The sequence below is a fragment of the Pseudomonas sp. CFBP 13727 genome (assembly GCF_014841915.1).
GTDB classification, from domain to species: domain Bacteria; phylum Pseudomonadota; class Gammaproteobacteria; order Pseudomonadales; family Pseudomonadaceae; genus Aquipseudomonas; species Aquipseudomonas baltica.
In genome coordinates this window covers 65,420-81,219 of the sequence record NZ_JACYUT010000004.1, presented here as the reverse complement: position 1 = coordinate 81,219, position 15,800 = coordinate 65,420, and the positions used below count along the sequence as shown (strand labels likewise).

The window sequence follows — 15,800 nt, the reverse complement described above, 5'->3', positions numbered from 1 at the left end:
CGGTGACCCCGGACGCGGCTCGCGCCGCTGCTACAGGCCGATGTTCACGTCCGCCCACCCTACACATCCCACGCCGCGTCCGGCCGTTACGCCGCCTCAACTCAAAATGCAAAACACCTTGCGCACCGTCTGCCCGCTCGACCAGGCATTGGTCGCCCCCGCCGGCACCACCACGACCTCGCCGGCGCTGACCGTGCAGGCGTCGCCCTGCTCGGGCGTCAAGGTCACTGCGCCTTCCAGAATGAACATCAGCTCGCTATAGGCCGGCTGCACCTGCTTGCGTGCATAGGGCTCGCACTGCCACAGACCGATGCGCAAATTGGCCGCGCTGAACAGCGTTGCGCTCCAGGCTTTCGGAGCCGGAGTCAGCAGCACCGTCGCCGACGGCGGCTCGCTGGGCGGCAGTGATTGAGCGAAGTCGATCTTCAGCGGCGTGCGAGGCATGTCATTGCTCGGCGGCAAGCCGGGAAAAGCCATGAACAGACGGCGCAGCTGCCCGCGATGCTGCCAGCGCACCGCCACACCACGAGGCACCACGAAACAATCGCCGGCCTTCAGGCGCAGGTCGAAGCCCTCGCCCTGCAGGGTCAGCTCGCCGGCCTCCACAATCCCCAGTTCGACCCAGGGAAAATCATCGATCGACAAATTGGCGCCGACGCTGGTCGACGCGCCCACCGCGTAGCCCGTGTGGGGGTCGTGGAAATGCACGGTACGGCCGGCCGCCAGGGGGTCGTCCTGCAACGCAAAGGCGGCGACGGGTAGACGGCGTTCGATGGCGGGCTGTGAATAATGCAGGATCGGGGGCATAGGTCTCGTCTTGGCAATGAAGAAGTTCGCGGCTCAGCGGCCGATGGCATCAAGCAGTTGTTGCCAACCTGCCGCCAAGCGTACACCCGGCGCGCGAAAGGCATGCAGGGGAATGGGTTTGAACGTGTCGCCCGCCAGCAGGCCCAGTTGCACCCGTTCGCCCGCGGTCATGGCTGCCAGTTGCTTGCCCATGTAGGTGGACATCGCCACGCCACCGCCGTTGTAGCCGATGGCATAGAAGCTGCGCGCGTCCAGTTGACCTGCATGGGGCAGGTAATCGAGGGTCATGGCCACCAGCCCAGACCAGCGAAACGCCACAGGCTGGTCGCGCAGGACCGGAAACACCTCGCCCATGCTGCGTTGCAGGGTGGCGAAGGCGCTGTCCGAATCGTCCTTGCCGAACGCTCCGCGGCCGCCGAAGATCAACCGGTCGCCGACCACCCGGAACCATCGCAGCATGCGTTTGGTGTCGCCACAGACCTGGCCGCCGGGCATCAGCGTGGCCAATACGTCGGCCGACAGTGGTGCAGTCGCGATGATTGCGCTACGAAAGGGAATAAGCCGTCGGTGCAGAGTATCGGTCGCGGCGCTCTGGTCGGAATAGCCATTGGTGGCATACACCACCTGTCTGGCACTGACTCGACCCTGGGGCGTCTGCACGATGATCCGGTCGCCTTCCTGGCGAACCTGCAACGCCGGGCTGTTGATGAACATCTTCACGCCGCGCTCGTTCAGGCTGTGAGCCATGCCCCGGGCATAGTTGAGCGGGTGAATGCCGCCCGCCTTCGGCGTCAGCAGCCCGCCGTGAAAGAGGGTCGAGCCGGTCATTTCCCGCACCTGCACCGCGTCGATCATGCGCGACGACTCGCCGCCGGTTTCGCGCTTGATCCAGTCAGCGGTGTTGCGCAGCCCGGTCAGGGCAAGTTCGTTGTGGGCCGCGGCAATGTGCCCACCCATGTGCAACTGCGCACCCTCGATGCCCAGGCTGTCGATCATTTCCACCAGGCTGTCCACGGCGGCATAACCGGTGCGGTACATGTGCAGAGCGGTGTCGCGATCGAAGCGCTGCATCAGCGCAGGAAAGCCGACGCGAAACTTGGGTGACACCACGCCGCCGTTACGGCCACTGGCGCCCCAGGCCAGGGTATTGGCTTCCAGAATCAATGGCTCGCGGCCGCTCAGGGCAATGTGGTGAGCCGCAGACAGCCCGGTGTAGCCGGCACCGACGATCACCACGTCGCACTGCCGCTCGCCCTGCAATGCTTGCAGGGCCGGGGCCGGTCGGGCGGTGGCCGCCCATAAACTCTTCGCAGTCATAGCCGGTTTCCACCAGAAGGCGGCGCTCGGAGCAAGCGCCGCTGTTGTCAGCCCAGTTCCTGTTCGACCGCGTCGGCCAGTTGCGCCAACGAGGTGAAATGGTAGTGCGGCTTGGTGTGCTCGGATTCCAGGGTGCCGCCGCTGCCCTTCTGCGCGTGGCGACGTTCGATCCAGCAGGTCTGGTAGCCCAGGCGCATGGCCACGCCAATGTCGTGGTACTGGCTCTGCGCAACGTGGAGAATCTCTTCGAAGACGATGCCCTGCGTAGCCAGCACCCCGCGGGTGTAGGCGAAGAACTGCGGATCGGGCTTCTCGAAACGCACATCGTCGACGGTCACGCGCACATCGAACGGCTCGTCGAGGGTCTTGGCCATGTGGTTCAAGGCCCAGATCTGCGAGTTGGTGGTGGCCACCAGTTTGAAGTGCTTGTGCAGACGCTTGAGCGCCTCGATCGAGTCGGGGAAGGCCGGGAAGTTTTCCACCGCCAACGCCAGGCCGCGGGCGTATTCGTCGCTGTCCGGCAAGCCGAGCTGGCGCGCGATCAAGTGATAGCAGCGCTCCAGGTCATCCGGCCACCAGCCCGAATCGGGCATCGCGCGGGCATCGCGGTAGGCCTTCAGAATGTCGTCGTCGCTGCACGCCTTGCCCGCTTCGCCAGCCACTTCGCGCACATGGTTGAGAATGCCGGCTTCGAAATCGATCAGGGTGCCGACGACATCGAACGTCAGGGCTTTGAACTGCTTGAATGACATAGGGCGCTCCGCATGATGAACCAGGGGAAGGTGCAAGGTGTGGTTCAATTATCAGCCGGGTGAATCGCCATATGTTCTGTTTTGTCCTTACCTCAGGGCATAACCTACTGTTTTTCCCGCGATGGCGGCATACCTGTGTTCATGACGCCTGCGCGATCTTCCGTGCCAGGCATAACTGTGGGTAAAGCGCGTCGACGCGCACGATGTCGGCCTGCATTTCTTCGATGATCCACTGGCGCACGCTTTCCACGATAGGGCGGCTCGGACGGTTGGCCGGTGTCACCAGGCAGCAGTGCCGGGCACTGACCGTGACCTCGTCACCCACCGGCAGCAACTGCCCATTGGCCAGGCAGTGCGAGACCACGTTGAGCCAGCCCAGGGCCATGCCCTGGCCAAGCAAGGCGGCCTGCACCACCACCGCATAATCGGAGAACACCAGGGCATTGTCTGCGCGTCCACCCTGGTCGAAAGGCGCCGCCCAGGTACGGTCCTGGTTGTCCATGTGGATCAGCGCAGGCATTGCATTCTTGCCCTTGCCGCTCGGTACGCCGGCACGGTACTGCGGGCTGCACACGGGCAGGGTGATCTCCGGTAGAACCAGGCTGTCTGCGGCTTTGACGCTGCCGGCGTCGAGGTAGCGCATGCCCAGGTCGACATCCATCAACGGCCCGCCGATGCGCCCGGACATGAGTTGGTAACGCATGTCCACCGCGGGAAAGCGCTCGCTGAAACGGCTCATGCGCGGCATCAGCCAGTGTGTGGTGAACGCGGTGGACACCGACAGGGTGATGGTTTCCATGCCGGTAGCGCGGGCCGAGATTTCGCCGATGGCCGATTCGATGGTGTCGAAACCTTCCTGGACGCGGCGGTAAAGAAGGGTCCCGCTTTCGGTGAGCCGCGCGCCGCCACGAACGCGTTCGAACAACTGTACCCCAAGGTGTTCTTCCAGGCGCGAGAGCATGCGGCTCACGGCAGGCTGGCTGACGCACAGTTCGTCGGCCGCACGGGTGAAACTGCCGCAACGGGCGGCTGCCTCGAAAACGAACAAGGAACCGGAGCTGGGCAGTTTTCTGCGAAGGTTGGACATGACCTGAGTTTATGCCTGGGAAAACTATTAGTAAATTGCCCTGACAGGAAAACCGTTCCTATTCTGACGGCACGTAACTCCTTTTTCCCCGCAGCGAACCCGGACGCGGCTTGCGCCGCTGCTACAGGGGATCGCGGAGTGCCTGTAGCAGCGGCGCGAGCCGCGTCGGCGGCATATGCGGTACGCCTGACCGACCGCGGCGAACTCGGACGCGGCTTGCGCCGCTGCTACGGGGACGCAGGCGCATCGGCCTTTTTTATCACTGTGGAGAGCGAATTTTGGACAACGCGTTGAAGTTCTATATAGACGGCCGATGGGTCGAGCCTTCAGGCGCGCGGCGTCTGGCGGTGATCAATCCGGCCAGCGAGCAGGCGTTTACCGAAATCGCCTTGGGTGAACAGGCCGATGTCGATGCGGCGGTCGCGGCGGCGCGACGCGCCTTTACCGAATTTGCCTTTACGACCCCGGCCGAACGCAAGGCGCTGCTCGAACGGATTCTCGAGTCGTTCATGGCCCGCTACGACGACATCGCCGCTGCCATCATGCAGGAAGTCGGCGCGCCCAAAGCTCTGGCCCACGACTGGCAGGCCGGTATCGGCAAGCGTCACCTGGAGCAGATGCTGCGCACCCTGGACAGCTTCGAGTTCCGCACCCGGCGCGGCACCACGCTGATCAACCAGGAGCCAGTCGGCGTGGTGGCCTTGATCACGCCCTGGAACTGGCCGATCAATCAGATCGCCTGCAAGGTGGCACCGGCACTGGCCGCCGGCTGCACCCTGGTGCTCAAGCCCAGCGAGATCGCGCCGATCAACGCCATCATTTTTGCCGAAGTGCTGCACAGCGCCGGAGTGCCGGCAGGCGTGTTCAACCTGATCAATGGTGACGGGCCTGGCGTGGGCGCAGCGCTGGCCAGTCACCCCGACGTGGACATGGTGTCGTTCACCGGCTCCACCCGGGCCGGCGTGGAAGTGGCGCGGCTGGCCGCACCGACGGTCAAGCGGGTGCACCAGGAACTGGGCGGCAAGTCGGCCAATATCCTGCTCGACGATGTAGACCTGCACGCAGCGGTGACGGCAGGGGTCAACGGGTGCTTCGGCAACAGTGGCCAGTCCTGCAACGCGCCCACGCGGATGCTGGTGCCTGCCGCGCTGCACGACCAGGCAGTGGCGATCGCTCGCGTGGCGGCATCGGCCCATCGAGTCGGCGCACCCGACGATCCGTCCACCACCCTGGGCCCGGTGATCAGTGACCGGCAATACCAGGCGATCCAGCGGATGATCGCCATCGGCATCGAGGAAGGGGCGCAGTTGGTGTGTGGCGGTCTGGGCCGGCCGGCCGGGCTGGACTTCGGGTATTACGTGCAGCCAACGATCTTTGCCGGGGTGGATGCACAGATGACGATTGCCCGCGAAGAGATCTTCGGCCCGGTGCTGGTGATCCAGCCCTATACCGATGAGCAGGACGCGGTACGCATGGCCAACGACAGTGTGTTCGGCCTGGCGGCGTACGTGCAGTCGGCCAGCCTTGCACGGGCACGCCAGGTGGCCCTGCAGATGCGCGCCGGCAGCGTCTACATCAACTATCCCAGCTGGGACGCAGCGGCGCCGTTCGGTGGCTACAAGCAATCGGGCAATGGCCGCGAATACGCCGAATGGGGGTTGGAGGCGTTTCTAGAGGTGAAGGGTATCGTGGGTTGGGGTACCTGACACACCACAGCGCGCCCTTCGCGGCCAAGGACCGCTCCTACCGTTGACCGGCAACCCGTAGGGGCATCCATCGGCCGCGAACCAGACGCCGCGGCCTGCCTGGAGGAACGCGGCCTCACCCCGCCTTGATCAGATCGGCGATACGCTCGGCCATCATGATGGTCGGCACATTGGTGTTGGCGCATGGAATCGACGGCATCAACGACGCATCGCACACCCGCAATCCCGTTACCCCGATCACCCGCCCGTCACTCGAGGTCACTGCCTGGGGATCCTCCGCGCGGCCCATGCGGCATGTGCCTGACGGATGCCAGGTGCCGCCCACATTGGCGCGCACGAACGCCGTCAGTGCCTTGTCGTCGGCCAGCAACTTTTCCAGGGTCACACCTTGGGTCACCAGGCCTCGCACCAACAGCCCGCGCAAGGGGCCGGCGATGTCCAGCAGCACGCTCAACAGCCCACGCTGCAGGGCATTGAAACGGCCAGGCATTGCCACCTTGGCCACCCGCGGCGAGTAGCTGGATGGAAACACCACACTGCGCAGACCGCCCAGCCCCGGTGCCGACAGCGTCTCGGCACCCATGCGCAGGGCCTGCTTCAACCGCTGCAGGTCACGGGCTTCGGACAGCATCGAGAAACTGACCTCGGGCTCCTGCAACGGATCCAGCGACGTCACCTGCACCCGCCCTCGCGAGTAGGACTTGTTGACCCAGAAAAACATCGTGCCCAGCCGGTAGCCCACCGAGTGCCAGCCGGAACGCGACAGGATCGCACCGTGCATGTCACCCGGCACCGTGCCCGGCAACCCGGATGAAAAGCGCACGATGGCCTGCTCGTGATGCTCGTCGACGTGAGGTGTTCGTCCCTGCGCCGTCAGCAGCGCCGACACGGCAATCGACGGATGCTCCATGAGATTGCCACCCACGCCCGGCCGGTCGGCCACCAGCGGCACGCCCAGATCGAGCAATTGGTCCAGCGGGCCAACGCCACTGCGGATCAACAACGCAGGGCTGTGAATCGCCCCGGCGCAGACGATCACCTCCCCGGCAAACACTTCCTCGGCCACGCCGGCCTGGCCCAGCAGACGCGCGCCCACCGCCTGGGTGCCGCGGAACAGCACGCGGTCCACTACACACTCGGTGCGCAGGGTCAGGTTGGGGCGGGCACGCACCTCGTCGGTGAGATAGCACACCGACACCGGAATCCGTTCACCCTGCTCGCTGACACCGATGGCACCCACGTAGACGCCATCCTGCCACTGCCCATTCTGGTCCGGGCGGGTGGGCAGGCCACAAGTCGCCAATACGCCCATGACCGCTTTCACGAAGGGCGACAGAAAGGCCGGCGCCGTACGCCGGATCCGTATCGGTCCGTCGCTGCCGTGCAGCGGCCCGCTGAAATCGCAGTCGGTTTCGAGTTTGCGAAAGTACGGCAGGCAGTTTTCCCAGCTCCAGCCTTCGGCACCGAGCCGCCCCCACTCGTCGTAGTCATCCGGCGCCCCGCGGTTGGTCATCAGCGCATTGATCGCCGATCCGCCGCCGAGCAGGCGCGCCTGCTCATAGCGACGGCTGCCCTGGGTGGACATGCGTGCGGTCAGGCGCTGCCAGATGTTGCGCCCATCCAGATAGGCACGTCCGGGGTAGCGACTGGCGATGGCCGCGGGCATCTTGCCTGGCGCAATGTCACGCCCGGCTTCCACCAGGCACACCTGCTTGCTGGGGTCTTCGGACAGCCGCGCGGCGAGCACGCACCCCGCGCTGCCGCCGCCGAGAATCAGATAGTCGATCACGCTTGCGGCCGCCTTACTGGACGAATTTCAACCAGCGGTCCTTGGCGGCAATACCGTCAGCCGACGACCACCACTCTTCGGACATCAGCGCCTGCTTGGCGGCGTTCTCCGGCGAGCTTGGGAGTTCCTTGCCCCGTTCGGCGCTGAGCTTGCCAGTAGCGAACGCGGCGGGGTTGCCAGGGCCGTAATCGATGTACTTGGGCAGGTCGGCCTGCAGATCGGGCGACACTGCGGTGTCGACGAACTTGACCGCCTGGGCCAGGTTCGGCGCGTTCTTGAGAATGCACAGCTGGGTGTTCTGCAAGATGCCGTCGTTGTAGGTGAAGTCGACATCGGCGTTGTCTTTCTTCACCGCGCCCACGCGGCCATTCCAGATCATCAACATGTCCACTTCGCCGTCGTTGAGCAGTTGCGCCGACTGCCCGCCCGAACTCCACCACACGGCAATGTCCGGCTTGATCTGGGCCAGGCGCTTGTAGGCACGATCGACGTCCAGCGGGTAGAGCTTGTCGCGCGGCACGCCGTCGGAAATCAGCGCCGCTTCCAGGGTGCCCATGGGGTCGTTGCGCAATGCGCGGGTGCCGGGGAAGTCCTTGACGTTCCAGAAGTCGGCCCAGCTTTGCGGTACTTTCTTCAGGCTCTTGGTGTTGTAGCCCAGTACCGAGGAATAGAACTCGTAGGCCACCGAGTAAGGCGTGCGATAGGCCTCGGGCATGCCCTTGACGTTAGGCATTTTCGCCAGGTCCAGCGGTTCGATCAGGCCTTCGCGGCCGCCACGGATACAGTTCGAAGGCGGGGTGTCAATCACGTCCCACACCGGCTTGCCGGTTTCGCCCTGGGCCTTGACCATGGGCCAGGCGTCCGGAACGCTGTCCTGCTTGATGGTGATGCCAAGCAACTTGGCGGCGGGGTCGAGGATGGCCTTGGTCTGCGCTTCTTGATACACGCCACCTTGGGACACGAAGGTAATCTGCTCGGCCTGGGCGCTGGTGGAACACGCCATGGCCACGTACAACAGGGATAGGACAGAACCGAAAGACAAGGTTTTCATGGCAAATCATCCTGGGGGTAGATTAATTCGGCAGCGACAAAAACCTCGACGGGTAGCCCATGTTTGCACCGGTTCTGTATTTTTGTTTGACCGAGCGGGACCGCTGGAAGGTACAAGAGGCGAAGCCTGCGCGACAATGCACCATTAGTCAGTACCACCATGATTTCAGGTTATCTATACCCACCCCGGCACGCTTACCCTGTAGCAGCGGCGCGAGCCGCGTCACCAACGCCGCGGTACATCTGCCCCACCGCGTCGAGGCCGGACGCGGTTCGCGCCGCTGCTACAGGTCACCGACCGCAAACGGCAATCGTTGGCCCAGCGCCTCGCGCAGGTAATGCACGAATGCGGTGATGCGCTGGGGCGTATGGCGCCGTTGCTGGTACATCGCAAACACGTCGGCCTGCGGTGCCTGATGATCGGTCAGCAGCGCCTGCAGCCGGCCACTCTGCAGATGGGCCTGCACGTCCCAGTGCGACCTCAGGATCAAACCGTGGCCGTCCAGCGCCCACCCCAGCGCCACCTCGCCATCATTGCTCGACAGCGTCCCGGTCACCTTGTGCGCATAGTCCTGGCCATCCTTGCGGAAGCGCCAGATGGCGTAATCGCTGCCGAACTGACGCAGCACGATGCAGTTGTGGGCGGCCAGATCGGCCACCCGGAGGGGTGCAGGCATGTTCTCAAGGTATCCCGGTGCTGCACACAGCACGCGCGGATTCTCCAGCAGGCGCACGGCGATGAGCCGCGAATCGGGCGGCTCGCCCATGAACACGCCGAGGTCGAACTGATCATCGAGCAGGCTCATGGGCTGGCTGCTCAGTTCCAGGGATACTTCTAGCTCGGGATGCAGGCGCGCGAATGCAGAGACTACCTGAGCCAGATGCCTGCGACCGAAGCCCAGGGTGGCGTTGATCCGCAGTCGCCCGTGCAGGGTCGGTTGACGCGTGCCCAGCGCGCTTTCCAGTTCATCGAGCTGACGCAGGATAGGCCGCCCGCCCTCCAGATACAGCACACCCTCGGGCGTCAGCGACAAGCGTCGCGTGGTGCGTTGCAGCAACTGCACGCCCAGGCGCTGTTCCAGTTGGCTCAGCCGTTTGCTCACCGCTGGCAGCGACAGGCCAAGATGGCGGGCCACCTCGGTCAGGCTGGCGCGGGTGGCCACCTGCTGAAAGAAGCTCAGGTCGTCGATCATGCTCATGGATTGTTTACCTGAATCTAAGAATGGCTTAACCAACAGGCCAATTATTAATCCCCACACCCTGATTACACTGAGTCGGCAAGTTCATCAACCCGTGGAGTGGCACCATGAGCAAGTCCAATTACAAGATCGCAGTGATCCCCGGTGACGGCATCGGCAAGGAAGTCATGCCCGAAGGGGTCCGTGTGCTGGATGCCGTGGCTGCCCGCCACGACCTGAACTTGCAATGGGACTGGTTCGACTTCGCCAGCGCCGATTACTACCTGGCTCACGGCAAGATGATGCCGGACGACTGGTTCGAAACGCTCAAGGGCTACGACGCCATCTACTTCGGCGCCGTGGGTTGGCCCGACGTGGTGCCCGACCATGTGTCGCTGTGGGATTCGCTGTTGCAGTTCCGCCGCGAGTTCGACCAGTACGTCAACCTGCGCCCTTGTCGGCTGATGCCGGGGGTGAAGGCGCCGCTTGCCAACCGCAAGCCTGGCGACATCGATTTCTGGGTCGTGCGCGAGAACACCGAAGGCGAATATTCCAGCGTGGGCGGCAAGATGTTTCCCGGCACCGACCGCGAGATCGTCCTGCAGGAAACAGTGATGACCCGGGTCGGCGTCGACCGCATTCTCAAGTTTGCCTACGAGCTGGCGCAGAGCCGTCCCAAGAAGCACCTGACGTCGGCCACCAAGTCCAACGGCATTGCCATCACCATGCCGTACTGGGACGAGCGCGTGGTCGAGATGGGCAAGAAGTACCCGGAAGTGAACGTCGACAAGTACCACATCGACATTCTCACGGCCAACTTCGTGCTGCATCCGGACTGGTTCGACGTGGTGGTGGCGAGCAACCTGTTCGGCGACATTCTATCCGACCTTGGCCCGGCCTGCACCGGCACCATCGGCATCGCACCGTCGGCCAACATCAATCCGGAACGCAACTTCCCCAGCCTGTTCGAACCGGTGCACGGCTCGGCGCCGGACATCGCCGGCAAGGGCGTGGCCAACCCCATCGGGCAGATCTGGTGCGGCGCCATGATGCTCGAACACCTCGGCCATCCGGAGGCTGGCGCGGCCGTACTCGCGGCCATCGAGAAGGTCCTGGCGATGGGCCCGGAACACGCGCCGCTGACTGCCGACATCGGCGGCACCGGCACCACCCGTGCCCTGGGCGAAGCCATCGCCGCCGCCTGTTGAGGCCGCGGTACCCCTGACACCGCACCGCCCCTTTCGCGGCCACAGGCCGCTCCTACAGGGATTGCGCAGCTCGTAGGAGCGGTCATCGGCCGCGAACCAGACGCCGCGGTACCCCTGACACACCGCACCGGCCCGTTCGCGGGCTAAGCCCCGCTCCCACACAGTACCGCTGCTACGGTCAACTTGTTCTGTTTCACCCGCTCGATTCGGAAGAATGTTGCGTAGCGATCTGGCATCGTTGGTGTAAACCCCGATGGTCCATGAGAACCCACCTTATGACGCTGCTGTTCAAAGTCCCCGACGAGCGTGCATCGGCCTGGAAGGCACTGTTCGCCCAGCATGCACCGGATATTCCCGTGCGTTTCTGGCCGGACATCGGCGACCCGGCGCAGGTCCGCTATTTCGCCGCCTGGCAGCCGCCAGCGGACCTGTATGACCGATTCCCCCAGCTGCAGGTGGTTTTCGCCACGTCAGCGGGGGTGGATCAGTTCGACCTTGCGCACGTTCCCGAAGCGGTCAGCGTGGTACGCATGCTCGACCCCGGCATTGCCCAGGGCATCATCGAGTACGCCGGCTTCGCCGTGCTCGCCCTGCATCGCCAGATGCCGACCTATCTGCAGCAACAGCGCGAGGGCAAATGGGCGATCCATCCGCTGCTGGAAGCCGGCAAGCGCCGCGTCGGTGTGATGGGCCTGGGCAATCTGGGCCAGGCGGCATTGAATGCGCTGCGGCCGTTCGGCTTTGCCTTGAGTGGCTGGTCGCGCACGCTCAAGACACTGCCCGGCGTGCAGTGCCATGGCGGCCGCGAGCAGTTGCCGGACTTTCTCGGCAGCTGTGACATCCTGCTGTGCCTGTTGCCCTTGACCGCCGACACCGCCGGCATCCTCGATGCGCAGACTTTCGCCGCGCTGCCGGCCGGCGCCAGTCTGATCAATCTGGGCCGCGGTGGTCATCTGGTGGAAGCCGACCTGCTGGCCGCGCTGGATTCAGGCCATCTGGGCCATGCAATCGTCGACGTGCTGGAAGAAGAGCCGCCGCGCAGCGATCACCCCTTCCTCAGCCACCCGAACATCTGGCTCACGCCACATATCGGCGCCATGACCGATCCGCATTCGGCATTCCAGGTGCTGCTGGACAACATCCGTCGGCATCAACGGGGTGAACCTATGGCAGGTCTGGTGGAGCCTGGGACAGGCTACTAGTGGCAAGCGTGGGGATACAGAATCTACTGTAGGAGCGGTCTTCGGCCGCGAAACGAGCACTGCGGTGTTTCATTTGATCTGCAGGGATGCCGTTGCGGCCTTCACCGCTTGCAGCACGCCTCAGTGCTTCTTCGGCGTGCTCGGATTGATCATCCGCGACAGGCCCAGGTTCTTCAGGGCCAGTTGCAGCGAGCTGTGGATAACTTGCGGGTTGTCGATCTTGCTCAACTGCGCCAGCAGCTCCTTGGCCTTGCTCAGGTTCACCTGGCGCAGCATCCACTTCACCTTCGGCAGGTTGGTGGCGTTCATCGACAGGCTGTCGAACCCCATGGCCATCAACAAGATCGCCGCCGCCGGATCGCCAGCCATCTCGCCACAGATACTCACCGGCTTGCCTTCGGCATGCGCCTCGGTGACCACGTGCTGCAACGCCTGCAGCACAGCCGGGTGCAGGTAGTCGTACAAATCGGCCACGCGCGGGTTGTTGCGGTCCACGGCGAGCAGGTACTGGGTCAGGTCGTTGGAGCCGACCGAGAGGAAATCAACCTGCCGCGCCAGTTCCTTGGTCAGGTACACCGCTGCGGGAATCTCGATCATCACCCCCACCGGCGGCATCGGCACGTCGGTGCCTTCGTCGCGCACCTCGCCCCAGGCCCGGTGGATCAGGTGCAGGGCTTCTTCCAGCTCATGGGTGCCGGAGATCATCGGCAGCAGGATACGCAGGTTGTTCAGGCCCTCACTGGCCTTGAGCATGGCGCGGGTCTGCACCAGGAAGATTTCCGGGTGGTCGAGGGTGACGCGGATCCCGCGCCAGCCCAGAAACGGGTTTTCCTCCTTGATGGGGAAGTACGACAGCGACTTGTCACCACCGATGTCCAGGCTGCGCATGGTCACCGGCAGGGGGTGGAAGGCCGCCAGCTGCTCACGGTAGATCGCCAGTTGTTCCTTCTCGCTGGGAAAGCGCTGGTTGATCATGAATGGCACTTCGGTGCGGTACAGCCCCACACCCTCGGCGCCGCGTTGCTGGGCACGGGCCACATCGGCCAGCAGGCCGGTGTTGACCCAAAGCGGCATGCGGTGGCCGTCCAGGGTCACGCAGGGCAGCTCGCGCAAGGCATCGAGGCCCAGCGCCAGTTGCCGCTCTTCCTCGACCACATCGGCAAATTGCTTGCTGAGAATGTCGCTGGGGTTGGTGTAGACCTCGCCATGGTAGCCATCGACGATCATCTTGATGCCGTCGACCTTGGAATACGGCAGGTCGACCAGGCCCATGACCGTCGGGATGCCCATGGCGCGCGCCAGAATGGCGACGTGGGAGTTGCCCGAGCCCAATACCGACACCAGGCCCACCAGCTTGCCTTCCGGCACCTCGCCGAGCATTGCCGGCGACAGTTCTTCGCTGATCAGGATGGTGTTATCGGGGTAGACCAGGGTTTGCTGACGCGCTTCCTGCAGGTAGGCCAGCAGGCGCCGCCCCAGGTCCTTGACGTCGGAGGCGCGCTCGCGCAGATACGCGTCGTCCATCAATTCGAAGCGGTTGACGTGCTCGGTGACGACGTGGCGCAGCGCACCCTGGGCCCACTGCCCGGTCTTGATCACGTTGGTCACTTCGCTGCCCAGCGAAGCGTCGTCGAGCATCATCAGGTAGACGTCGAACAGGGCCCGCTCTTCGGGGCGCAGCTGCGTGGCCAGTTTCGCCGACAGGGTGCGCATGTCGTTGCGCACGCCTTCCAGGGCGTTCTGGAACAACGCCAGCTCGGCATCGATGTCGCTGACGCTCTTGTCGGGCACCACGTCCAGATCGGCCGGCGGCAGCATCACCACCGCGGTGCCGACCGCCGCACCGGGCGAGCCAGGCACGCCGACGAAGCGCGCTTCCTGGATGCCCTTGCCCTGGCGCCCCAGGCCGCGGATCGAACCGGTGGCTTCGGCGTGGGCGATGACGCCCGCTAGTTGCGCGCTCATGGTGACCAGGAAGGCTTCTTCGCCTTCGTCGAACTGACGCCGCTCCTTTTGCTGGATCACCAGCACCCCCACCACACGCCGGTGGTGGATGATCGGCGTGCCGAGGAACGAGGCGTAGCGCTCTTCACCGGTTTCGGCGAAGTAGCGATAACGCGGGTGGCCGGCGGCATTTTCCAGGTTGAGCGGTTCTTCGCGCGTGCCCACCAGGCCCACCAGGCCTTCGTTGGGGGCCATGCTGACCTTGCCGATGGAACGCTTGTTGAGGCCTTCGGTGGCCATGAGGACGAAACGGTTGGTTTCCAGATCCAGCAGGTACACCGAGCAGACCTGGCTGCCCATGGCTTCCTTGACGCGTTGCACGATGATCCCCAGCGCCGACTTGAGATCCTTGGCGGAGTTGACTTCCTGGACGATCTTGCGCAGCGTATTGAGCATGGCTCGGGGTCGAACTCCGTCGTCAGTCGCGCGAAAGAAGGCGCGGGGCTAGCTCTTTGAGCGCGCGTCTGTAGACCTCGCGCTTGAATGTCACCACCTGGCCCAGCGGATACCAATAGCTGACCCAGCGCCAGCCATCGAACTCGGGCTTGCCGGTCAGGTCCATGCGCACGCGCTGTTCGTTGGACACCAGGCGCAGCAGGAACCACTTCTGTTTCTGGCCGATGCACAACGGTTGGCTGTGCGTACGCACCAGGCGTTGGGGTAGACGATAACGCAACCAGCCGCGGGTGCAGGCAAGTATTTCAACATCCTGGCGTTCCAGCCCGACTTCTTCATTCAGCTCGCGGTACAAGGCCTCTTCCGGCGTTTCCTGAGGGTTGATACCCCCTTGCGGGAATTGCCAGGCGTCCTGATTGATACGCCGAGCCCATAGCACCTGACCGGCGTCATTGGTAAGAATGATGCCAACGTTAGGGCGAAAACCATCGGGGTCGATCACGGCAACAACCTCGTAAACGCATGTTCTGGCATTGTTCCACAAAGCCTGTGAAGGCAGCAACGACGCCGCGTAGCTTATGTGCACGCATGTGAAAAGTCCGTATTCTGTGGGCCTTTTCCTTACTTCATGCGAGTCATTTCATGCGCCTGGCCCTCTTCGACCTCGACAACACGCTGCTCGGCGGCGACAGCGACCATGCCTGGGGTGACTATCTGTGCACACGCGGCATTCTCGATGCCGACACGTACAAGGCACGCAACGATGAGTTCTACGAGGATTACCTGGCCGGCCGCCTGGACCTGAATGCGTACCTGGATTTCACCCTGGAAATCCTCGCGGCGACCGACGTGGCGCAACTGGATGAATGGCATCGCGAATTCATGCGCGATTGCATCGAGCCCATCATGCTGCCCAAGGCCGCGGCCTTGCTGCAACAGCATCGCGATGCGGGTGACAAGCTGGTGATCATCACTGCTACCAACCGCTTCGTCACTGGCCCGATCGCTGCGCGGCTTGGGGTGGAGACCTTGCTGGCAACCGAAGTCGAAATGGTTGACGGCCGCTACACCGGGCACAGCTTCGACGTGCCGTGCTTCAAGGAAGGCAAGGTGACGCGTTTGAATCGCTGGATGGAGGAAAACGGCTACGACTTGCAGGACAGTTATTTCTACAGTGACTCGATGAATGACCTGCCTCTTCTGGAGCAGGTCACCCACCCGGTGGTGGTGGACCCGGACCCACGCCTGCATGAAGAAGCCAAACGCCGCGGCTGGAAAGAACTCTCGCTGCGCTGATAGCTGCT

At 63.9% G+C, this 15,800-nt stretch carries 13 protein-coding genes; 4 read left to right on the top strand and 9 right to left on the bottom strand.

Translation table 11 applies throughout. The features are described from left to right. Nucleotides 1-96: 96 nt before the first annotated feature. The 4 genes from IFT76_RS13645 to IFT76_RS13630 all read right to left on the bottom strand — a co-directional run bounded on the left by IFT76_RS13645 (nucleotide 97) and on the right by IFT76_RS13630 (nucleotide 3,963). Complete coding sequence (locus IFT76_RS13645) at nucleotides 97-807, bottom strand: cupin domain-containing protein (protein ID WP_192058843.1); 711 nt, start codon at nucleotides 805-807, stop codon at nucleotides 97-99. Nucleotides 808-840: 33 nt separating this feature from the next. Then, entirely contained in the window at nucleotides 841-2,124 is a 1,284-nt protein-coding gene (locus tag IFT76_RS13640; RefSeq protein WP_192058842.1) for an NAD(P)/FAD-dependent oxidoreductase, read from the bottom strand. A 47-nt stretch (nucleotides 2,125-2,171) separates the two neighbouring features. Continuing rightward, the gene (locus IFT76_RS13635) at nucleotides 2,172-2,876 is read right to left on the bottom strand and encodes an HAD-IA family hydrolase (protein WP_122480608.1); all 705 of its coding nucleotides are present in this window, start codon (nucleotides 2,874-2,876) and stop codon (nucleotides 2,172-2,174) included. Between the two features lie 139 nt (nucleotides 2,877-3,015). After that, a complete protein-coding gene (locus IFT76_RS13630) occupies nucleotides 3,016-3,963 on the bottom strand; it encodes a LysR family transcriptional regulator (RefSeq protein WP_192058840.1) in 948 nt (315 codons plus the stop codon). A 278-nt stretch (nucleotides 3,964-4,241) separates the two neighbouring features. Between IFT76_RS13630 and IFT76_RS13625 the strand changes: the two genes are divergently transcribed. Beyond that, nucleotides 4,242-5,669, top strand: a complete 1,428-nt coding sequence (locus tag IFT76_RS13625; protein WP_192058838.1) for an aldehyde dehydrogenase family protein — start codon at nucleotides 4,242-4,244, stop codon at nucleotides 5,667-5,669. A gap of 115 nt (nucleotides 5,670-5,784) precedes the next feature. On the opposite strand, the gene IFT76_RS13620 is transcribed toward IFT76_RS13625, so the two are convergent. From IFT76_RS13620 to IFT76_RS13610, 3 genes are all read right to left on the bottom strand, one after another. After that, on the bottom strand, nucleotides 5,785-7,458 hold the full coding sequence (locus tag IFT76_RS13620; RefSeq protein ID WP_192058836.1) for a GMC family oxidoreductase N-terminal domain-containing protein: 1,674 nt from the start codon (nucleotides 7,456-7,458) through the stop codon (nucleotides 5,785-5,787). A gap of 13 nt (nucleotides 7,459-7,471) precedes the next feature. Next, nucleotides 7,472-8,509, bottom strand: a complete 1,038-nt coding sequence (locus tag IFT76_RS13615) for an ABC transporter substrate-binding protein (protein ID WP_122480612.1) — start codon at nucleotides 8,507-8,509, stop codon at nucleotides 7,472-7,474. 283 nt (nucleotides 8,510-8,792) lie between these two features. Next, nucleotides 8,793-9,707: a LysR substrate-binding domain-containing protein gene (locus IFT76_RS13610; RefSeq protein WP_192058834.1), complete on the bottom strand. Its 915-nt coding sequence runs from the start codon at nucleotides 9,705-9,707 to the stop codon at nucleotides 8,793-8,795. 107 nt (nucleotides 9,708-9,814) lie between these two features. Between IFT76_RS13610 and IFT76_RS13605 the strand changes: the two genes are divergently transcribed. Both IFT76_RS13605 and IFT76_RS13600 read left to right on the top strand, forming a co-directional pair. Then, nucleotides 9,815-10,894, top strand: coding sequence for a tartrate dehydrogenase (locus IFT76_RS13605; RefSeq protein ID WP_122714417.1), 1,080 nt, complete (start codon nucleotides 9,815-9,817; stop codon nucleotides 10,892-10,894). Nucleotides 10,895-11,169: 275 nt separating this feature from the next. Continuing rightward, nucleotides 11,170-12,096, top strand: coding sequence for a 2-hydroxyacid dehydrogenase (locus tag IFT76_RS13600; protein ID WP_192059168.1), 927 nt, complete (start codon nucleotides 11,170-11,172; stop codon nucleotides 12,094-12,096). 120 nt (nucleotides 12,097-12,216) lie between these two features. Here IFT76_RS13600 and ptsP read toward each other — a convergent pair whose 3' ends face one another. After that, a complete protein-coding gene (gene ptsP / locus IFT76_RS13595) occupies nucleotides 12,217-14,496 on the bottom strand; it encodes a phosphoenolpyruvate--protein phosphotransferase (protein ID WP_043191774.1) in 2,280 nt (759 codons plus the stop codon). A gap of 22 nt (nucleotides 14,497-14,518) precedes the next feature. Further along, nucleotides 14,519-14,998, bottom strand: a complete 480-nt coding sequence (locus IFT76_RS13590) for an RNA pyrophosphohydrolase (protein ID WP_043191776.1) — start codon at nucleotides 14,996-14,998, stop codon at nucleotides 14,519-14,521. A 140-nt stretch (nucleotides 14,999-15,138) separates the two neighbouring features. On the opposite strand from IFT76_RS13590, the gene IFT76_RS13585 reads away from it, so the two are divergent. Continuing rightward, nucleotides 15,139-15,792 carry a histidinol-phosphatase gene (locus IFT76_RS13585; RefSeq protein ID WP_192056504.1) on the top strand — a complete coding sequence of 218 codons (654 nt, stop codon included), beginning with the start codon at nucleotides 15,139-15,141 and terminating at the stop codon, nucleotides 15,790-15,792. Nucleotides 15,793-15,800: the final 8 nt, after the last annotated feature.